Genomic DNA, 20,524 nt, shown 5'->3' with positions numbered 1-20,524 from the left:
CTATCCCAAAAGGTGACTTACAGTTGGCCCACGAACGATGCCTAGCACGCTTGGAAGCTTTTCGATTCTTCCAGGCGGGCAGCTATCCTTCTACTCATCAGAGTAACGTTTGACCCCGAAGAACGGATAGAGCTTATGCATATTCGACAGCTTTTCGTAGCGGACGTCGTCGCCATTGGCATGAACGATCAGATCGTCGCCGAGATAAATGGCTACGTGGGATACGCGGCCTCTTCCCATGGTGTCGTAGAAGACGAGGTCACCAGGTAGAGCATCATCCAGTGAGACTGCCTGTCCGCCTTGAAATTGTTCTTCGGAGGTGCGAGGCAGGGTGATTCCCAGCTCTTTGAATACATAGGAAGTAAATCCGCTGCAGTCAAATCCGCTCGTCGTCGTTCCGCCCAATACGTAAGGGGTGTTCAACAGCGGTTCGAATGCTCGATACAACTCTTTGGTTGAGAATGAGCTTTTCTTGCGCTTTTTCGATTCTTCTTTAGAAGAGGATTCGGAAGAGGAGGACACCTCATCCAAATAATCGGTCGCAACAAATGATTCGTCTTGACCAAACGAAATCTTGGTCCATTCCGCTCCAGGGTCCAGGACATCTACGACCGCGCCCATTGGAAGCTTTCCGATCACTTCTGAATCGAGTGTAGGGGACTTGCGGACATTTACGATGTCACCGGTAATCCGTGCTTTTATCCCGGCCCCAATGCTAGATGACTTCCCTTGGGAAACGATATCGGCAGGAGCTTCGTTTACCGCCGACTCAGCAGCCGCATAAACAGGGGGAGTCGCTGTACCCGGCAAGGAAAGGCTTTGACCGATCGACAGCCGATCAGATGACAACTGATTTACTTGCATCAACTCTTGAACCGTTGTCTGATTCTCCCTGGCGATTTTCATCAGTGTGTCGCCCGCTTGAACCACATACACAGGGGAAGAAGCGTGGGCAGTCACTGGCATGAATGCGCAAACGGAGAGGATGGCGAGTATTCGTGTCGTTTTTTTCATAGAAGATCGTCTCCATTTTCTACATGATTCCGCATTGTGCTACATTAAATTGTAGCGAAAAATGGCTGGTAAATCTATGAAAACTTTTTTTGAAAAATCATAGAAATAGTTCTTGTTTTCTTTTTGAGGACATGCTATATTACAAGAGTCGCCGCTAGAAAGCGCGGTGCCATCGGAAAATGGAGCTGTGGTGAAGTTGGAGTTCACGCCGGTCTGTCACACCGGAGGTCGCGGGTTCGAGTCCCGTCAGCTCCGCCATTTTTACGAAGAAGCAACGAGTCTCTCGCCCGTAAACGGGTTCACCCTTTCAGCATGGACGTGCCGGTGTAGCTCAATTGGTAGAGCACCTGACTTGTAATCAGGGGGTTGTGGGTTCAAGTCCTATCGCCGGCACCACTTTACAACTTAATAGCTTGCGGTCGTGGCGGAATTGGCAGACGCGCTAGATTCAGGTTCTAGTGGTGGCAACACCGTGGAGGTTCAAGTCCTCTCGACCGCATCAACCAAGTAATGAAGAGCTCTTGAATTTGTCCTATGGACGATTCAGGAGCTTTTTGCATATGCGGGACTGATACGGGAACCCGTTTTGCCCTGCTCCTCGCAGAGACTACTAGCAGAGTACGGACCAAGTATGTTATTGCAAATTGGAGTCGAACTGTATATTATGGATATTGCGGGTCTGTAATAGTTATTATATGAAGTAGGGAGGAGGGGAAACATGCAGTTGCAAATAAGCATTGCAATCTCGATGCAGACAAGAAGCGATAAGCTTTTTGCATCTTAATTACGGATATTACAAATCCATAAAGGAGTGTTAATGGTGGGAAAACAACTGCTTGATGTAGCGATTATTGGCGGAGGTCCGGCTGGGTTGAATGCTGCCCTCATGCTTGGGAGAGCGAGAAAAAATGTGGCGGTGATCGATGAAGGCCATCCCCGCAATGCGGTGACTCGCGAGACCCACGGGTTTCTTACCCGTGACGGAATAAGTCCAGGTGAATTTCGGCGAATTGCGAAGGAGGAGATAAGCGCCTATCCGGCCGTGTCTTTCGTGGCGGATACGGCCGTTTCGATCACGGGATCAGATGGACATTTTCAAATTATGACAGAGCAAGGTAAGACTTTTGAAAGCAGAAAGGTGCTGTTTGCCATAGGAATGAAGGATCGGCCGCTGGACATTCCTGGACTAGCGGAAGTTTACGGAAAAAGCGCCTTCGTTTGCCCGTATTGCGATGGCTGGGAATTAAGCGACCAGCCGCTAGTCATCATTAACAAGGGGGCAGAGCTTATGCACTTCGCTCCATTGATTTCCGGATGGACGAATCGTTTTGCCATCTGCACGAACGGCCCCGATGAGCTGACGGATGCACAGCGCGAAGAGCTAAAGCGACATCAAGTCCCCCTATTTGACTCGCCGATTCAATCCATTGACTCCAGCGAAGGAATCGTCCGTCAAGTGGTTCTCGAAGACGGGACAACCATTCCGTGCAGGGGGATCTTTTTTAAACCGGTGCTGGTCGCGGGATCGGAGCTGCCGCGAACGATCGGATGCCGCATCACGGAAGCGGGTTCGGTCGTTGTCGACGAGTTCGGGAAAACGAATGTCCCGGGCGTCTATAGCGCCGGAGATGCGGCATCGCGGCTCTATCAGGCGATTGCTGCAGCTTCTATGGGCGCATTTGTCGCTGCGGCCATCAATAATGAATTGAATATGGAGGCTTGGAGGAGAAACGGCTGAAGTTTCTTGCGGCAGATTTCGTCAGGTATTCAGGTACGAGGGGAGTTTCCAAAGAAAAAGTTGACGGTAGATATTTTACCTGCGTTAAATGGTCCTTATTTTGCCGGGCTTTTAGATGAGTTTCTGTCTTGGCGATTCGTTTTTTGGCTGGTGCTTCCTTTCATTGGCTTGTCTGTAGTGCTGACGATTCCCGCATTTCGCAAATTTTCGGTGAGAGAAGAAAGCGGCCTCCAACAACGGCCGCAAAGAAGGATATGTGGTGCTCCTGGCCGATGGAACGTGTTTGCTGTTGACTGGACGCGGTTTTATAACCGATTGGAGAGGGATGGCGCTTGCAGCAAGTGGGAGTGCTGATCATGATACAGCCCTTGCGAAAGCTGCTCCCCGAGGGTACTTTCCGTGCAAGGAGAGGCATGCCCGCGACCATTGGCTCAAGTGGGTTGTTTGTCGCTTGCTATCATGTCACTGAAAGTAACGTTGCATTGGGTTTGTTGACAGGAATATTGCTGGGATTGTCTTTGCGATTGCTTTTTGTTCTCTTGAGCTTTGCGATTTCCTTTCACATCAAACAAAGGTGAAGACTAACGAGCCGGAGTCCTCCATATGATCTGGATGGAACAGTCCCCCTGCAAAGCGGCAACGGGGTGCCTTTCCCATTTTCCCAAAGTCCGCTTTACATCTCCATCGTCTGCGAATATAATAATTCTTGTCGCTTGCGGTCGTGGCGGAATTGGCAGACGCGCTAGATTCAGGTTCTAGTGGTGGCAACACCGTGGAGGTTCAAGTCCTCTCGACCGCACCATATGTAAACATAGGGCCCTTCAGATTCTTCTGAAGGGTCTTTTTTTGGTGCGCCCAGCATGGGCGATAGCTATAGGGTGAAAGTCCCGAACGGGGGTTGGCTGTACCAACCGTTAGCTCAAGGCAAGGGTGTCGACCGCGAGGTCGAATCTGAAGGAAGCCGGCGGCAAAATCCCGACCTGAGGTACACGAACCCAATTTGAGGCTGTTGTATCCGGGCGAGTCTGCCAAACAAGACAAAGCCCCATACAGCCAAGGGATACAGTAGTAAACTTGGGCAGGTACATGGGATGAAAGTTATCGTTCTTACCTGGGGAGGTCTGCATGAAACGCCTTCAACTGTTGGTAACCGTCTCCGTAAGGAGACGCTGAACATGCAGAAGTCAGCAGAGGCCATAGTACCCGAGTAGAGGACGCTTGAATGGGGAAGGGCCGAACATCAAGTCAGCATGCGATCCATGTCTTTTGATACGGTACGTCGAAGCAGAATTCTGTCAAGGAACTACTTTTGAAGAGCAGGGGTGAAGCCCCGAGGGTACAAAAGAGGGCTGAGTATCGTACAGCAAGCACGGAGTCCGCATGTGCGAAGGAAGGAACATCATTATGGATTTGCTGGAAAAAGTCTTATCACGGGAAAACTTACGGATGGCACTCCAACGAGTGGAGGAAAACAAAGGTGTCGGTGGAGTCGATGGTGTTTCAACCGAACAACTACGCGATTATCTACGTGAACACTGGCAAGCCATCCGCGAGAAGATGGAAAGGGGAACCTATAGACCTTCACCTGTTCGCAGAGTCGAAATCCCGAAACCTGACGGTGGTGTAAGGTTATTAGGCATTCCCACCGTGGTAGACCGCTTTATTCAGCAGGCCATCCTCCAAGTGTTAACGCCGATCTTCGACCCCACCTTCTCGGAATCTAGCTATGGGTTCCGTCCAAAACGTAGCGCTCACATGGCAGTAAGGAAAGCGCAAGCGTATATCTCCGAAGGATATCGTTTCGTGGTGGACATCGATCTAGAGAAATTCTTTGATCGCGTAAATCATGATATTCTAATGAGCCGTGTGGCTCGAAAAGTTCAGGACAAGAGAATTTTAAGACTGATTCGTTCCTACTTGAATGCGGGGATCATGATAAATGGCGTCTGTACAACATCAAGTGAAGGAACACCGCAAGGTGGGCCGTTAAGCCCACTTTTGGCAAATATCCTACTTGATGATTTGGACAAGGAACTCGAAAAGAGAGGCCACCGTTTCTGCCGCTACGCAGACGATTGTAATATCTACGTGAAAACAAAACGGGCAGGGGAACGAGTAAAGAAGAGTATTCAAAACCACTTGGAGAAGGTACTAAGGCTAAAAGTAAATGAGGAGAAAAGCGCGATAGACCGACCATGGAAACGAAAATTCTTGGGCTTTAGTTTTACCTTTGCAAAACAGACAAGGATTCGCATCCACCCCAAATCCCTCCTCAAGCTAAAAGAGAAAATCCGCACGATCACGAATCCGGTGTGGAGCATCTCGATGGAGAAGCGGATTGAAAGAATAAATCAGTACCTCATGGGCTGGATTGGATATTTCGCCCTTGCAGACGCGAAGGGCATTCTACAATCCATTGAGGAATGGACAAGGCGCAGGCTCCGTCTTTGTTTGTGGATGCAGTGGAAACGCGTGAGAACCAGATATCGAGAACTTCGTTCTCTCAGGTTGCAGACAAACTCCCTCGCTGAACGAACAGCAGAGGGAGTTTGTTTAATAATTTGATGAAAATACCGAAGGTGTTTTGATCGTTCACCTTTTGGCGACCTGATTTCCATAGCCAGGTCGCCATTTTTTTCAAGTTCATGGCAGCGAAAACAAGCATCGCCTGCATCGTGACCTTCTCCAGTCCTCGTAAGGTCGTCCAACGCATGCCATGCTTTTCCTTCATATCAGCGAATACACGTTCAATCGTTTCTTTCCGTTTGCTATAGATTTGTTTGTTTTCCTCGGTATGCCGGAGGTGGTCTACCTCTTCGAGGTAATCAGCCCAGATGTGGCGACTCACTCTCTTTGTGTAGTCTTTACTTTCCGTGCATTGTTTCAAGAACGGACAACTTCGGCAAACTTGAGAATTTGATCGATAGATACGGTACCCATCCTTGTTTGTTGTCTCATATGTTAAGATTTGCTCGTTCGGGCAGATGTAGCAGTCGAAATATTCATCATACACATATTCGTGCTTTTTAAAAAAACCTTCTTTGGTGCGTGGTCTTGTGTAGGGCATAACGGGGCGAATCTGGTCATCAAGGAGTGTTTTACTGATGTAAGGCGTCTTGTATCCCGAGTCCACTGCCACAGCTTGAGGCTGTGCAAACGTCTTTCGCACTTGATTCAAAACATCCTCAAAAACCTGACTGTCATGCACATTGCCTGGCGTTACCTTGGCACCAAGCACAAATCCATTTCGATCACATGCTGTATGAAAACTATAAGCAAATACACGTTCCTTTTCCCCTTTTACAAACAATCCGCAATCCGGGTCAGTTGTGCTGACTTTCACCTCCTTCTTCGAAGTTTCTGTCTTTTTTTCAAGGGGCTTCTTTCCATGTGCAATACGATCCTGATTGATTTCTTCGTCCAGCAGCTCTTGATATTTCTTCGCTTGTTCTTCAACGATTTCTTTCACGTATTTATGCTTATTCGCACTGGCTTTTACATGCGTAGCATCAATGAAAAGCACATCAGGCTTCACGAATCCATGATGAACCGCCTCCTCCAATATTCGAAGGAAGATCGACTCGAAGAGTTGAGTATCCCGAAAACGGCGAACATAGTTCTTGCCTAGGGTCGTGAAATGGGGAATGGGCTGACTGAAATCATAGCCAATAAACCACCGATAGGCAACATTGGTTTCGATCTCTTTAATCGTTTGTCGCATGGAACGAATTCCAAAAATATATTGGATGAAAGCAATTTTAACTAAGACTACAGGGTCAACACTGGGTCTGCCATTGTCATGACAGTAGAGGCTTTCCACCAAGTCATAGATGAACGAAAAGTCGATTGCATTTTCAATTTTTCTTACGAGATGATCTTCTGGCACCAACTCATCTAGCGAGAATGCAGATATCTGATAACGCCCTTCGGCCTCTTGCTTATTAAGCATAATGCCACCTCTAAAAAATAACTTTTGAAAACGTAACATGTTCTATATTCAACAAAAAAGCCTGCAGACCCTGTTCCTTACGGAACTTTGTCTACAGGCTGCGAGAACTTCGTTCTCTTGGCATATCTCACGTAAAAGCCATTGAAATTGCAAATACCCGCAAGGGTGCATGGCGTACCACAAAGTCTCCGCATATACACAAAGCCCTCGGCATTGCCTACTGGCAACAACAAGGGCTGAAAAGCTTAGTGCAACGATATTCTCAAATTCGTCAAGCTTGGTGAACCGCCGTATACCGAACGGTACGTACGGTGGTGTGAGAGGACGGGGGTTAGTCGCCCCCTCCTACTCGATTCTGAATATATTGCTGAGAGGGAAAGGGAAATATACGATAAAATAACAATTGTAGATATCGTAACCGGAGGCTTAAAATAAACCATTTGTCATTGATTATCGATAAGCTGTAGATCTATTGCACAAGACTCAGCTTGGTGGACCCATCCACTGGAAACTACAAATGAATAGAGGGCTACTATGGACGAGATAAAAATAATCCTAAGAGAGCAGTATGGTATCGATTGCAAAAATGTTTCGCCGCAGCAGGGGGGGATGGTCAGCGCTGGCCTACAAAGTGCTTGATGACCGGTGTACTTATTTCCTGAAGGTTTATGAAAAAAACAGAGCATCTACCTCCAAGTGGACAGCTCTCATTGATACGTACATGCCTGTCACCGTTTGGCTCCAGCAAAATAGCGGCTTGAAGGGGAAAATTCCTGTGCCGCTATTCACAACAAATGGCGATTATAAATACGAAAGTAAAGATGCCATCTATCTTCTTTTTCAATATATTGACGGAGAAACGATTGGCAATCGTGAGTTAAGCAGGGAGCAGGTTTGTCAGCTCGCGGAAATCGTTGCGGAGCTCCATTGGTATGGGGGAGAAATCCCTGTTCAAACAGAAGGACTCCGGGAAGTTTTTGAGGTTCCGTTTTTGCAGGAGCTGAGGAACGCATTGGATCACGATTGGAACAAGCTGTCAACGGATGTTGTGAAAATGATCGAACCAAAGATGGAACGTATCAAGAGCCTGTCCGATAGCATTCGCAGGCTGTCTGCAAGGTTGAAAAACAGTCATCCCAAACTGGCTCTATGCCATACCGATATCCACAATTGGAATTTGATGCTGGCCGAAGAGAAGCTGATTCTGATTGACTGGGAAGGACTTACAGTGGCTCCCGTAGAAGCCGATCTGATGTTCCTGGTTGATCATCCGCATTTCGACACATTTTTAAGCATCTATCGGAAACGCCATAAAGACTATTCCTTTAACCCCGATGCCCTCCAGTTTTATCAGGAGAAACGGAAATTGGAAGACATGTGGGAATTTGTTCAGCAGCTTTTATTCGATGAGCAGGATGCCGGGGAGAGAGCCGCAACGATCAGCTTGTTGGCGAAAGAGTTAAAAACGCTCGTTTAGATCATATAAGTGCTGCGATAGCCGTTTCGGTGGTAGAAGGAGCAGGAAGGAACTGTGAGGGACTTTGGCAATTTGAGTGCTTTTGTGTTGAGACTGGCCGTTTCCATGGGCTTAAAGCATGCCTATAAACCTGTTTTAAGACTGAAGCACACGATATAGCGCACTGGAATAACGGAAACAGAGCGGCTGCAGCAGGGTGAAAGCAGCCGCTCTGTTCTTTTTTAGCGTGAAAGGACATGCACGGGGCAAAAAAATCAAGAGTCTGCCATGACCGGAAGCTCGATCTCGGCTCGCAGCCCTTTCCCCGTATCGCTCGTCAGGATCAGCCTTCCCTGATGGGCTTTGGCAATCCGCGCGACCATCGGGAGGCCGAGTCCGTGGCCGTTCTGTACAGGGCTCTTTCTCTTGGTCGAGTACGGCAGCTCCAGCAAATCGGCAAGCTCGCTTTGCGGTATTCCTTTTCCGTTATCCGTGACGGTGAAGCGGCACGTTTTTTTGTCGGGGGAACGCATGATTTGCAAAAGAATCTGGCAGCCCTCTCGATTGTGAAGCATGCTATTTTGCAGAAGGTTGGCAATCGCCCGCTGCAGCAGTTTTTCATCACCATTGACCTTGATGTTCTCATCCTCGAAAGCCAGTTGCAGGGAGAATCTCTCACCGACATCATTGTTGTTGAGAAAGTCTGATACGGCCTGCCGGGCAAGCACCGGCAGCCTTACAGCCTTCCAGCTTACCGGCTGCATCTCGTACTCAAGCATGGAGACCAAATGGAGATCGCTGACAAGGGAACGAAGCTTTTCCCCCTGCCGCCGGATAATCGCGGCTTTTTTCCGTTGTTCATCCGGCAAGGTCTCGCTTTCCTCCAGTTGACTGGCATACCCAAGCACCATGGAAAGCGGTGTCCGGATGTCATGAGAGATACCGGCAATCCAGTTGAATCGCGCCTCATCTCTTGCTTTCAGCTTTGCGTTCTTTTCTTGCAGCAGCGCCGAAGTGTGATTGATGCTCTTTGCCAGGCTGCGCAGCAATCCCTTCGGCTCGACATGGGCAGGCTGCTCGTGGGCGAGACCGTGAATGCCGTCGATCAGCGGGGTTATGGATTTAATCAGGAGGGTGCCGATGACAAGCGACAGCAGCAGGGCGAGCGCAATGTTCCCGAAGATCATGCCGACCAGCCGGAGGGGAACGCTGCTGATCCAGTCAAGCGGAAAACTGAATTGGTATTTTGCCACGCTGTCCTTTGGATACCCGACAACGACAAGGCCATCGGGATGCTCCCAGATGAAAACGGGATAATCCATAACGTAATGCCGGGAGAGCTTTGCCACATCCGTTAGCGAATAGGCACGGGGCAATTCATCCGGCAGCTTAAAGCCCCATGCCACCTGTCCCTGCTTGTCGATGAGCATGGCCCAAGCATTGTGCTGCACAAGCAATTTTTCCGCCCTTTCAGCGAGCGCATAGCTGCCGCTGCTTCCATGAAGTCCCTCTGAAGCCCCGCGTACGACATCCTCAGGCGTTTTTCCAACGTTCATTCCATTAAAAAACCATGTCCCGAGCACTACGTAATTCAGGATGAGCAGAAACACCGAAATAAGGATGGTTGAGATTACGAAACGCCGCAAAATATGAATGGCCCCGTTCATGCCCGATCCTCGCTTGCCATCAGCTTGTAGCCCAGCCCTCTTACAGTCAGCAGGTGTTCAGGGGAGGAGGGATCCGACTCGATTTTTTCCCGGATGCGCCGGATGTGAACCATGAGGGTATTTTCGTATCCAAAGCTGTCGTCACCCCATACCGCGTTGCACAAAGCGTCGCTTGTGACGATGCGCCCGCGGTTTTCATACAGCTTTTTCAGCAGGGCATGCTCCTTGGCGGTCAACGGCTGTTCTCCGCTCGCGCTGCGTACCACGCCCCCTTCCAAATCGACAGTAAAGCTCCCCAGCGCAAAAACAGGCAGCCGCTCCTGCTTTGGCGGAGCGTACACGCGCCGCAATATGGCTCCCAGGCGCAGCATAAGCTCGCGAGGCAAAAACGGCTTGACAATGTAATCGTCGGCGCCGAGGCCAAGCCCGAGGATCCGGTCTTCATCCTTGTTTCTGGCCGAAAGAAAGAGCACAGGTATGTCTGAAATTCTGCGCAGGGAAGAAAACAGGGAAAAGCCGTCCCCATCCGGCAGCATGACATCCAAAATGGCAATGTCCGGCTTGTCCGACAGGCAGACCTCGATCGCCTCGCTGCAGCTTGCCGCATGGAATATCCGAAAAAAGCCTTCCTTTCGCAAAAAACTGTCGATCATCTCGCGTATTTCATGCTCATCATCCACGATGAGCACTTTCTTTTGCTTGATCTGGTCCATTCGTCATCACCTGTTTACAAATATACAGCAAAATTCCGGCGATTTCGCGATAACTCGAAGTGTTTCCCGTGATTTAAGGTCGCTGTAAGGTTGCCGTCAGTATCCAGAAAGATGCCGCTGTTATGCTCAAATTGCGATACTAAAATCAGCAGCAAACAGAGTGGAGTGAAAAAAGATGAAAGCAATCGTCTCAACGCATAATCTTTCCAAACGATATGGCGACGCTTATCGGGTGAACGAGGTGAATCTCGAGGTGCATGAAGGGGAGGTGTACGGCTTTTTGGGGCCCAACGGAGCAGGAAAGTCGACAACGCTCAAAATGCTCTTGGGGCTGGTCAAGCCATCAAGCGGAAAGGTTGTTGTATTTGGAGGGGAGTTTGACAAAAACCGGCTGTCCATTTTGCGCCAGACCGGTTCGCTCATCGAGTCTCCTTCGTACTACGGACATTTGACCGGTCTGGAGAACATGCGGATCATGCAGCGCCTGCACGATGTCCCGGACAAAAATGTATGCGAGGCACTCAAAATTGTGCGGCTGGAAAACCACAAGGACAAAAAGGCTGGACTGTATTCCCTTGGAATGAAGCAGAGGCTTGGCATTGCAATGGCTTTGATCGCTTTTCCGAAGCTCCTGATCCTTGACGAACCGACGAATGGACTTGACCCTGCGGGTATTGGTGAAATTCGCGAGCTGATCAAATCATTGCCGCAGCGCTACGGCATCACCGTATTGCTTTCCAGCCATTTGCTGTCAGAAATTGAGCAAATTGCTACTTCAGTCGGCATCATCAGCGATGGGAAACTGCTGTTTCAGGGCAGCATGGAAGCTTTGCAAAGCAAGAGCCAGCCTCGTATTGCGATAAAAACGGTGGATAACGAAACGGCGCATGTCCTGCTCTACAGGCAAGGCTTCCATTCAGTTATCGAGGATGATGCCTTGATAGTGAAAGAAATGAATGACGAGCAGACCGCTTTCGCAAACCGAATGCTTGTCCAGGCGGGCATCGATGTGATTCGGATTGAAGAGCGGAGGAAAAGCTTGGAGCGCATCTTTCTTGAGCTTACAGGAAAGGAGAAAAGCCTTTGATGAAAGCAATTCTACTGGAGTTCTATAAGCTGCGCCGCAAGCGGGTATTTCTCATGATCGTACTGTTTCTGTTGGTAGAAATAAGCTGGGCCTTCCTGTCTGTCAGCATGGCCATGTCCCGGAATCCGGATAAAGCGGGATGGGAGGGGATAGTTGTCACGATTGCCTCCATGAATGGGCTGTTTCTTCCGATCCTTTCGGCAGTGGTTGTGTCTCGCATCTCCGATATGGAGCATACAGGAAACACGTGGAAGCTGCTAATGGCGGCATCGCTTCCACGCAGCAGGATTTATGCCGCAAAATATGCTTGTGCCTGCCTGCTGATGTTGTTGGCCATGATCCTGCTCAGCATAGCGATTGCAACATTTGGATTGGCAAACGGCTTTGCGCAGCCGCTGCCGCTTTCTTTGCTGCTCCGATTTGTGTCAGGCACCATGCTGGCAAATATGGCAGTCATCGCCTTGCAGCAATGGATTTCATCTGCTGTCAAAAATCAAGCCTTTGGACTCGGTTTGGGGATGGTTGGCGGCTTTATCGGGATGACGGCCGATCTTTTTCCGGAAGCGGTCCGGCGCATCTTTGTCTGGTCTTATTATACGGGGCTGTCTTGTGTCACGTACAAATACGAGAACGGAACGATGGAGTTTGTCACCCGCAGCGTCGAGCCGGCTTTGCCTCTCGCTGTGGTTTTGATGGGAGGAGCCGTTTATCTCATCGGGAGTATCCATATGTCCCGCAAGGAAGAATAAGGGGGGGAACCATGTTGATAAAAAGTTTGGCTGCCGAATGGTTGAAAATGCGCAAGTCGTACATTTGGAGCATTCTGGCGGCACTGCCTGCTGTCAGCATCTTGATTGGCACCGCCAATTATTACGCAAACAAAAGCGTGCTCACCAATGGATGGTACAGCCTATGGACACAAGTAAGCCTGTTTTACGGGGAGTTTTTCCTTCCCGTTCTCATTGCCATCTGCTGTGCATATCTATGCCGTCTCGAGCATTTCAACAAAAACTGGTACCAGGTGATGACGGCCCCGGTTTCCCAGTCTGCGATTTTCATTTCGAAACTGGCTATCGCCGGGATAATGATGCTCATTGTCCAGGCATTTTTCCTGCTGCTGTATTTTTGCGCAGGGAAGGTGCTGGGATTGGCATCGCCATTTCCAATAGAAACCGTTGGCTGGATGAGCTGCGGCTTGTATGCATCCATCGCGATCAGTGCGGTACAGCTTGCTCTATCGATACGCATCCGCAGCTTCGCAGTCCCAATCGGCATCAGCATTTGTGCAGCGTTTATCGGTCTGGGGATGTATGTGATGAAACTCGGCATGTTTTACCCTTATTCTCTCTTGACGATCGGGATGGGCGCATTGAGCCAAGAAAGTTTGACAATCGCGGAGAACGGTCTCTTTTTGGCGATGAACAGCTTGTTCATTGTCATTGTCTCGGCTATTGCGATCAGGTATCTTTCAAAAAGAGATGTTGTCGCATGATATTTGTCGCATGATATATAGAAGAAAGACAAAAAATGCTTACAAAAGATTATTAACTTACATTCTCTGAAGCTCTGCGCTACAATAAGGGTACCGTACATATGGAAGGAGCTTTCAAAATGATCATCGAAATTTTCCAGGACACGGTTTGTCCGTGGTGCCGGATCGGTAAAAAGAATGTATTTGACGCTATCAAACAGTGGGAAGGAGAACCGATCACCATCCGCTACCGGGCTTATCAGCTCAACCCGGACACGCCCAAGGAAGGCGTTCCCTTCTGGGAGTACATGGGGGCGATGAAAGGCGGAATCGAAGGGGCTAAACAAATGGTGCAGCATGCCGCCAATGCGGGTGAAGCAGCAGGGATCCCTTTTCAGTTTGATCAGGTTTCCGTTTGGCCCAATACGCTTGCTTCCCATCAGTTGATCAAGCTGGCTCCTCCAGAATTGCAGACCGAAATGGTAGACGCTATATACCGGGCTTATTTCGAAAATGGGCAGGATATCGGTCAATTGGATACGCTCGTAAATATAGCGGGTCTTCTCGGCATGGACGAGATCGAAACGCGCCTGCTCATCGAAAAGGGCGAGAAACTGGATGAAATACGCGAAGACCTCGAGTATGCGAAGCAACTGCAAATTACCGGTGTGCCCTTTTTCGTGGTTGATGGGAAATTGGCTCTATCTGGAGCGCATCCGGTCGAGAACTTTCTCAAAGCCTTCCGCCAGGTGTCGGAAACCCCATAGCATAGCGATTGCCGCCCGTTGTGAGGGCGGTTTTTTCATGCCTCCCCATGAATCCGCTCTCCAAGATTTACAGATTGAGTCTTGACAATAACCTTGCTAAAGTGGTAGAGGAACCGGTGAATCGTTGACCAAAGCCGGCTTTCTCAATTTATCGAAGAAAAGCGGGGGAGAGTTAGTGAAGAATCGATCTCGTTCCTGTCTATTCGCTCTACTGGCAGGGCTTGTGATGACTGTAATCCATGTTCCGGCGGCAAGCGCAGCGGGCACTCCTGATCCATCTGCACCGGGTCAATCGGTAACGAGTGGAGCAACTGCCGCCGTGCCCGGTTTTGACCGCGAGAAGCTGATCGAACGTCTTGGAGTAGATGAGGAAGATGTCGTGGGACTGTACTACACCTCTATGGCTGGCAGCTCTGAGAGTCGCATTCATAACATCAAAAAAGCGATGAGAAAAATCAACGGGGAAAAGATAAAGCCCGGAGAAGAGTTTTCCTATAATAAGGAAGTAGGCAACTCCAACCTGGCCGAAGATGGCTGGAAGGAAGCGCATGTCATCCAAAACGGCCAGTTGACCGAAGGATACGGCGGAGGAATCTGTCAAGTCTCCTCGACGCTGTTCAATGCAGTGATGGAAGCGCAGCTGTCGATTGTAGAACGGCACTCTCACAGCAAGACCGTCGGCTATGTACCCGTCGGACAGGATGCTACCGTCGCATATGGACTTCTTGACTTCAGATTTTCCAATCCATACGACTACACCTTGAAGATCAAGGCCAAGACTTACGATGATACAGAGGTGGTAATTGCCATCTTAAAGAAGTAAAACGGTACCAGCATAAACACATAACTGACAGGGATGGCTATGGCGTGTAGACAGATGATAGGTCTGTTACACGTCTTTTTTTTTGCCTTTCAAGCAGAAGTGGAATTCCACCCTCTATGATAAAAGAAAGGCGGCTTGCTCGTTTTGGACTCCTTCCGAGCGAACATACTGTTTGGTAAGGAGGGATTTGCATGTACGTTGTCGTTCGAGAGGAAACAGAGGGAGTTCTTGTGCACGTAATGGGAGAAAAGCTTGCTCTTGGAAAAGATGGCGCCTTTCTTTTGCCCGGGCGCCTGATCCATGCACTGAAACCGGAAGACCTGCCGGAGGGGGTCTCCTTTTCTCTCGAAGATACGCTTCCATGCGGGGCAGGGTTTTATCAGGAAGATCATGTAGTGTTTCGCCGGGAAGAAAAGTCACTTGCGTTTCAAGTCGATGTCACCTCCAGCTATGATCCCGAAACGTGGGACGGATTGTTTCCGCTTGGAGACACCCTGCGTGCGCGATATCACGTGCTGAAAACCATTCGGGATATCGATATAAGTGCAGTCTGCCTGGATGAGAAGGCCTTTCTTCTTTCTTACCGTCTGCACTGGCAGGCACTGGAGGAGGAAGATCTGGACAGCATGCTGTTGGCCGTTTGCGTAGCGATCGGGACGCTGGAGAACAGAGGCAACGAGCGCTTATGGTACGGCGGAAGAGATGAGAACGGCGGCAATGATTTCTGTCCGTGAAAAACAAACAGTGATATAGTAAAAGAGGGAAAATTGGGCAAGAGGGAGAGAAGAAGTTATGCAAACGATCCGGAATATTTACTGTGTAGGACGCAACTACAAGCTTCATGCGGCAGAGCTGGGAAACGAGGTCCCAACGGCCCCGATGCTTTTCGGCAAGCCGACTCATGCCCTGGTTGAGGCGAATGGACAAGAGATCGAGCTTCCGGGGAATCGCGGTGAACTGCATTACGAAGCCGAGCTCGTGATCCATATTGCCAGACCTTTTGCCGAAGGGGCGAAGCTGGAGGACATCGTCGACAAAATGGCATTGGGCATCGATTTTACACTGCGCGATGTTCAGAGCGAGCTGAAGAAAAAGGGATATCCCTGGATGCTGGCAAAAGGCTTTCCGAATTCTGCTGTCGTCACTGCTTTTCGGCCGTTCCCAGGTTTGCAAGCGTGCCTGGAAACGGATTTCACACTCGTCAAGAACGGCGAACAGGCACAGCGGGGGAATATCGGCGATGTCATCTTCGATTTGATGACCATTATCCGCTATACAAATGAACACTTCGGCTTGGACCAGGGAGATATTATTTATACAGGCACTCCTGCCGGTGTCGCAGCTACGAAAAACGGCGATCATTTTAGCTTCCTGTGGGGATCGGAAAACTGGGGAGAATTTACTGCAAGACTCGTCTAAATCCGCATAATGAAAGCCATCTTCTGACACTATCAGGCAGAAGATGGCTTTTTTGCGCTTGGCCTCGCGTATTTTTTGTTATCTAGGCCCAGGGAACTAAAAGGCATTCATGGCAATGTTTGAGACTCTTTTTTCGTGTAGGGCCAAGTTACCAAAAAACGCATTGGTAAATTTTACGGTCTTATCCTCCCGTTTCCTCCTGCGGTAACCTGTGCTTGTACCCGATTGAGGGATCACAACATGACAAGGAGGAAAAGAGAGTGACGAAAAGAGATTGGGTGATGAAATCGACTATCGCCGTCATGCTGAGTACGTCCCTGTTAATGGGTGGTCAAGTTGGACAAGCGGCCGCTTATTCGCAAGATTCCGGGAAGTCTGAACAAATCGTGAGCTTGACCAAATCGCTGCTGGGCAAAGATTACAAATTTGGTGCCGAAGGGCCGAACAGCTTCGGTTCAGCGGGATTGGCCACGTATGTATACGGCAAAGCAGGAATCAAAATTGATGATACGATCTCTGAATTGTATCGCGGCGGGACCAAAGTAAGCCGGACAAGCGTTAAAGCCGGGGATCTCGTATTCTTCTCCTCCAATGGGAAAGGCAATCCTTCCTTCATGGGGATTTATGTGGGGAACGATCAATTTATCTACTCTTCGCAGAGCCAAGATGAAGTAGTGGTGAAAAAATACTCCGCATATGAAAAGAAATTCTTGGGCGCCAGACGGTATGTAAAAGAAGAGTCTGCTTCAAAGCCAAGTACGCCCGACAATGGCTCGGAAGCTACCGCTATTGCCAACCAGGTAATTAAAAACGGTGAGAAATACATGGGTACACCGTACAAATTCGGCTCTAGCAAAAACACGACCAAAACGTTTGACTGCTCGTCGTTTACCCAACGTGTGTTTAAAGAAGCGGGAATTACGCTGCCACGCGATTCTCGCCAGCAATCCACAGTAGGGAAAAGCGTATCTTTGAAAAACGTGAAAAAAGGCGATCTGATTTTCATGAAAGCATCCGTCAACACATCGTCTGACCGGATCACGCATGTCGCCATTTATGCAGGGAACGGAAAAATTTTGCATACGTACGGTAAGCCTGGGGTTACATACTCGAAGTTCGATGGTACGAACTGGGAACGCCGTGTGGTAAAAGTAAAGCGCGTCATTCCTGAATAAAAAATCCGCGTATCCGCAAAGATACAGGCTCTCATGCTTTATGCGTGGGAGTCTTTTTTTCTTCGCTTTTGCAGACTTTCTCTCCATGTTGTTTCTATATTAACTAGGACGAAAGCGGAGTGCTTTTGTTACAATAGATAGGTTGACAAATGATGGAAGGTTTTTGTTTGCAAGAACAGGAGGTGTGTATTAGCGATGAAGATTCGTTACATGCTGGTTCTGGCGATTGTCGCTTTGTCTACTTATTTAGCAGTAGGGACAGGCAGTCAAAAGGAGAACGTAAACGAGATGATAGCCAAACCGGAGGTCCGGTATCTGGCCCCGGATTTTCAAGGGATGTCCTTGCATGGAGAAGAGATGTCGCTTGCAGAGCAGAGGGGCAAACCTGTTTTTCTGAATTTCTGGGCCAGCTGGTGCCCGCCTTGCCAAGCAGAGATGCCCGATTTGACTTCCTTGCATAAAACGTATGGGGATCAAGTTTCCTTTATAGGGATCAACACGACCTACAATGATTCGGAGGAGGCGGCACGGGATTTTGTTAAGCTATACCAGGTAGACTATCCCATCGTCACAGATCCCAAGGGAGAAATCAGCAAAGAGTACCAGATCATCGCCATGCCTACGAGTTTTGTCCTAGATGCGGACGGCAGGATTGTGTACAAAAAAATGGGTCCGGTGACGATCGAAGAATTTGAACGGGTTGTACAACCCCTGCTGAAGAAAGGAAATCCGTAATGCTGGAACCGGGGGCAATGCTGTCAATCGGTCCGTTGCACTTTTCAGCCAGCGTCCTGTCTGTCGTCCTAGCACTCCTTCTCTATGGATTTTGGATCAAACGAGTCGAAGAGAAGCGGGAAGGGATCCAGTCGTTTTTGCAGGCAGGCAGCAACGCATTATTGGCTGGGCTTCTTTTGTACAAGCTGTGGCCAGTGTTGGAAGCCGGAAAAGCGGTGTGGCTGCAGCCCTCCCGATGGCTGCTGTACAGTGGCGGAGCGTACGGTCTGGAAGCTGCCGCAGTCGGCGGGTTGCTGGTTTTCGCTCTGCAAGCCTTTCGAGGAAAATGGCCATTAGAGAGAACGATCGAATGGACACTCAGTGCTTTTGCCTTTCTGGCTGCGGTGTATTCGATTGTTGTCAAGCAGTACGGGGTGGAGACCGAAGGCTGGGGATGGGTACTGAATGGAAGCTACTACCTCCCTGTTAATGCCCTGCATGCAGGAGTGGTGGTGCTCCTGATTGCCATGCTAACCTTTTCGCGTTCGCGAGCGCATTTTGTCCGCAGAGAACGGATCGGTCTGCTGCTGATGGGCATAGGGTTGTGGGCTATCCTATACGTTGCGCTCACCCCAAGCGAAAGCATACAGACAGGCTGGCGGTCATATCGTGAGGAAATGGGGCTTGCGTCTGTTTATGCAGGCGCCTGGATCCTGCTCAGACGCAGGAGCTAGGAATCCAAAATTTCTGAAAAAGGAAAAATTGAAAATTTGGAGAATCTTCCTATTATACCTGATGAAAATGGGGGAATGTACATGCAGCTACAGATGCCGGAGCGCTACAATTTTGCCGCACAGGTAGACCAATGGGCCGATCGTGATCCCGAAAGACGGGCTGTCTGGGAATTAAGTGACGATGGGACAGAAAGAATTCTCACGTACCAAGAACTGCGCCGCTATTCCAATCGCGTTGCCAATGGTCTTCAATCATTGGGGATTGAAGCAGGAGATAAAGTGCTCGTGCTGGTTCCGAGAGGGATCGAAGCTTATGCCATTTACTTGGGTCTGATGAAGCTGGGAGCAGTCGTCATGCCAGGATCAGAGATGCTTCGCAGCAAAGATATTGAGTACCGTGCGATTCATGCCGAAGCAAAGGCGATTATCAGTTTCGATGCCGTCCTGTCCGAAGTAGACATGATTCGTCAAAACTGTCCGTCGCTTTCGCGCTTTGTCACAATTGGTCAGAGCTGCGAGGGCTGGATCGCCTTGCAGGAGCTGTTGGCTGAACAATCTGACGAATTTTCCTGTGCGGATACTCGTTCGGATGATCTGGCCTTTCTCTCTTACACATCCGGTACGACCGGCGGACCGAAGGGAGTCATGCATGTTCACGGTTGGCCTTTTGCACATCTGGCTGTAGCAGCCAAGCTTTGGCTGGACGTACGGGAAGGCGATCTCGTCTGGGCAACAGCGGGACCTGGTTGGGCAAAGTGGGTGTGGAGCCCCTTTGTGGCAACACTGGGAATGGGAGCGACAGCGTTCGTTTACAAGGGACGTTTTGATCCCGAGGTGTATCTGGCCCACCTCCAAGCGTACCCGATCACGGTACTGTGTGCGACCCCGACGGAGTACCGCCTGATGGCCAAAGTATCGGGCCTGGAGAACTACTCCCTGCAAGCGCTTCGCAGTGCGTGTTCCGCTGGCGAGCCGCTGAACCGGGAAGTGATCGATACGTTCCGCCGTGTGTTCGGCCTCACCGTGCGAGATGGATACGGACAGACGGAAAATACGCTTTTGGTCGGAACATTCGTAGGCATGGAGCCAAAGCCGGGTTCGATGGGCAGACCATCTCCTGTCGTCCGTGTCGCAATTATCGACGAAGAGGGCAACGAGCTGCCGCAGGGCGAGGTAGGCGACATCGCGATTGACCGTGAGATGATTGCGCTGTTCCGCGGCTACCTGAACGATCCGGAGCGTACGGCCAGGGCCTTCCGCGGCAACTGGTATGTTACCGGCGACCAAGGGCGGATGGATGAAGAGGGATACATCTGGTTTGAGGGACGTGCAGACGATATTATCATTTCCGGCGGCTACACGATCGGTCCATTTGAGGTGGAGGATGCGCTGGTCAAGCACGCGGCAGTCGCGGAATGTGCGGCCGTAGCCAGCCCTGATCCTGAGCGCGGACAAGTGGTCAAAGCCTTTGTCGTCCTGAAAAAAGGAATCGAGCCTTCCGATGACTTGGTGAAAGAGCTTCAGGATCATGTGAAAAAAATGACCGCTCCCTACAAATACCCGCGAAAAATAGAATTTGTCACCGACCTGCCGAAGACAACCTCAGGAAAGATCCGACGGGTGGAGCTGCGGCTTAAGGAAAGACAAAAAGAGCAACACCGCTCATAAATTCGATCAAACCCGGCTGCATGAAGCCGGGGCTTTTTTTGTTTAGTGACACCGTCCGTTGAAACATTACGGAAATGTAAGGAATGTGTAAGTGGATTCGATGGGAAGAACCCCTCTTCATTCGTATGA

Annotated in this window: 17 protein-coding genes, 4 tRNA genes and 1 pseudogene; 18 read left to right on the top strand and 4 right to left on the bottom strand. The window is 49.7% G+C overall.

The genetic code is table 11. From position 1 onward, the window contains the following. Positions 1–90 precede the first annotated feature (90 nt). Positions 91–1,014: a C40 family peptidase gene (locus tag V5G20_RS15215; RefSeq protein ID WP_243014010.1), complete on the bottom strand. Its 924-nt coding sequence runs from the start codon at positions 1,012–1,014 to the stop codon at positions 91–93. Positions 1,015–1,195: 181 nt separating this feature from the next. On the opposite strand from V5G20_RS15215, the gene V5G20_RS15210 reads away from it, so the two are divergent. The 6 genes from V5G20_RS15210 to ltrA all read left to right on the top strand — a co-directional run bounded on the left by V5G20_RS15210 (position 1,196) and on the right by ltrA (position 5,317). After that, a tRNA-Asp gene (locus tag V5G20_RS15210) sits at positions 1,196–1,272 on the top strand. A gap of 62 nt (positions 1,273–1,334) precedes the next feature. Next, a tRNA-Thr gene (locus V5G20_RS15205) sits at positions 1,335–1,410 on the top strand. Positions 1,411–1,429: 19 nt separating this feature from the next. After that, positions 1,430–1,513: transfer RNA gene (locus tag V5G20_RS15200), tRNA-Leu, on the top strand. 321 nt (positions 1,514–1,834) lie between these two features. Continuing rightward, entirely contained in the window at positions 1,835–2,752 is a 918-nt protein-coding gene (locus V5G20_RS15195) for an NAD(P)/FAD-dependent oxidoreductase (RefSeq protein WP_024985051.1), read from the top strand. Between the two features lie 715 nt (positions 2,753–3,467). Continuing rightward, positions 3,468–3,554, top strand: a tRNA-Leu gene (locus tag V5G20_RS15190). Positions 3,555–4,156: 602 nt separating this feature from the next. Continuing rightward, a complete protein-coding gene (gene ltrA, locus V5G20_RS15185) occupies positions 4,157–5,317 on the top strand; it encodes a group II intron reverse transcriptase/maturase (RefSeq protein WP_338463474.1) in 1,161 nt (386 codons plus the stop codon). On the opposite strand, the gene V5G20_RS15180 is transcribed toward ltrA, so the two are convergent. Next, positions 5,256–6,701 (bottom strand): IS1182 family transposase, encoded by a 1,446-nt coding sequence (locus tag V5G20_RS15180; RefSeq protein ID WP_024985259.1) that lies wholly within the window; start codon positions 6,699–6,701, stop codon positions 5,256–5,258. The two genes, ltrA and V5G20_RS15180, sit on opposite strands and share 62 nt — an antisense overlap. 568 nt (positions 6,702–7,269) lie before the next feature. Here V5G20_RS15180 and V5G20_RS15175 point away from each other — a divergent pair. Beyond that, a complete protein-coding gene (locus V5G20_RS15175; RefSeq protein WP_338461181.1) occupies positions 7,270–8,178 on the top strand; it encodes an aminoglycoside phosphotransferase family protein in 909 nt (302 codons plus the stop codon). A gap of 254 nt (positions 8,179–8,432) precedes the next feature. Here the strand turns inward: V5G20_RS15175 and V5G20_RS15170 are convergent, their stop codons facing one another. Next, the gene (locus V5G20_RS15170) at positions 8,433–9,824 is read right to left on the bottom strand and encodes a HAMP domain-containing sensor histidine kinase (RefSeq protein WP_338461179.1); all 1,392 of its coding nucleotides are present in this window, start codon (positions 9,822–9,824) and stop codon (positions 8,433–8,435) included. Further along, positions 9,821–10,537 (bottom strand): response regulator transcription factor, encoded by a 717-nt coding sequence (locus V5G20_RS15165; RefSeq protein ID WP_003386945.1) that lies wholly within the window; start codon positions 10,535–10,537, stop codon positions 9,821–9,823. The genes V5G20_RS15170 and V5G20_RS15165 overlap by 4 nt, the downstream gene beginning before the upstream one ends. A gap of 175 nt (positions 10,538–10,712) precedes the next feature. Between V5G20_RS15165 and V5G20_RS15160 the strand changes: the two genes are divergently transcribed. From V5G20_RS15160 to V5G20_RS15110, 11 genes and pseudogenes are all read left to right on the top strand, one after another. Continuing rightward, the gene (locus V5G20_RS15160) at positions 10,713–11,624 is read left to right on the top strand and encodes an ABC transporter ATP-binding protein (RefSeq protein ID WP_039071133.1); all 912 of its coding nucleotides are present in this window, start codon (positions 10,713–10,715) and stop codon (positions 11,622–11,624) included. Continuing rightward, complete coding sequence (locus tag V5G20_RS15155; RefSeq protein ID WP_081924459.1) at positions 11,624–12,373, top strand: ABC transporter permease; 750 nt, start codon at positions 11,624–11,626, stop codon at positions 12,371–12,373. Before V5G20_RS15160 ends, V5G20_RS15155 begins: the two co-directional genes overlap by 1 nt. Before the next feature lie 11 nt (positions 12,374–12,384). Beyond that, positions 12,385–13,116: an ABC transporter permease gene (locus V5G20_RS15150; protein ID WP_338461174.1), complete on the top strand. Its 732-nt coding sequence runs from the start codon at positions 12,385–12,387 to the stop codon at positions 13,114–13,116. 119 nt (positions 13,117–13,235) lie between these two features. Then, positions 13,236–13,862 (top strand): DsbA family oxidoreductase, encoded by a 627-nt coding sequence (locus V5G20_RS15145; protein WP_024985057.1) that lies wholly within the window; start codon positions 13,236–13,238, stop codon positions 13,860–13,862. A 226-nt stretch (positions 13,863–14,088) separates the two neighbouring features. Then, positions 14,089–14,685, top strand: coding sequence for a VanW family protein (locus tag V5G20_RS15140; RefSeq protein ID WP_024985058.1), 597 nt, complete (start codon positions 14,089–14,091; stop codon positions 14,683–14,685). A gap of 191 nt (positions 14,686–14,876) precedes the next feature. Beyond that, positions 14,877–15,419, top strand: coding sequence for a hypothetical protein (locus V5G20_RS15135; protein ID WP_003386939.1), 543 nt, complete (start codon positions 14,877–14,879; stop codon positions 15,417–15,419). Positions 15,420–15,477: 58 nt separating this feature from the next. Further along, complete coding sequence (locus tag V5G20_RS15130; RefSeq protein ID WP_003386938.1) at positions 15,478–16,104, top strand: fumarylacetoacetate hydrolase family protein; 627 nt, start codon at positions 15,478–15,480, stop codon at positions 16,102–16,104. 281 nt (positions 16,105–16,385) lie between these two features. Further along, positions 16,386–17,204, top strand: a pseudogene (locus tag V5G20_RS15125) (C40 family peptidase); the annotation flags it as partial. A gap of 270 nt (positions 17,205–17,474) precedes the next feature. Then, positions 17,475–18,014: a TlpA family protein disulfide reductase gene (locus V5G20_RS15120; RefSeq protein WP_003386935.1), complete on the top strand. Its 540-nt coding sequence runs from the start codon at positions 17,475–17,477 to the stop codon at positions 18,012–18,014. Beyond that, positions 18,014–18,727, top strand: a complete 714-nt coding sequence (locus V5G20_RS15115) for a hypothetical protein (RefSeq protein WP_243014008.1) — start codon at positions 18,014–18,016, stop codon at positions 18,725–18,727. Before V5G20_RS15120 ends, V5G20_RS15115 begins: the two co-directional genes overlap by 1 nt. Before the next feature lie 81 nt (positions 18,728–18,808). Continuing rightward, complete coding sequence (locus V5G20_RS15110; protein WP_003386933.1) at positions 18,809–20,395, top strand: acyl-CoA synthetase; 1,587 nt, start codon at positions 18,809–18,811, stop codon at positions 20,393–20,395. Positions 20,396–20,524 lie beyond the last annotated feature (129 nt).

The sequence above is a fragment of the Brevibacillus borstelensis genome, from assembly GCF_036700025.1.
GTDB classification, from domain to species: Bacteria; Bacillota; Bacilli; order Brevibacillales; family Brevibacillaceae; genus Brevibacillus; species Brevibacillus borstelensis.
The sequence above is the reverse complement of the archived record's forward strand: the minus strand, read 5'-3'. Positions and strand labels throughout refer to the sequence as shown.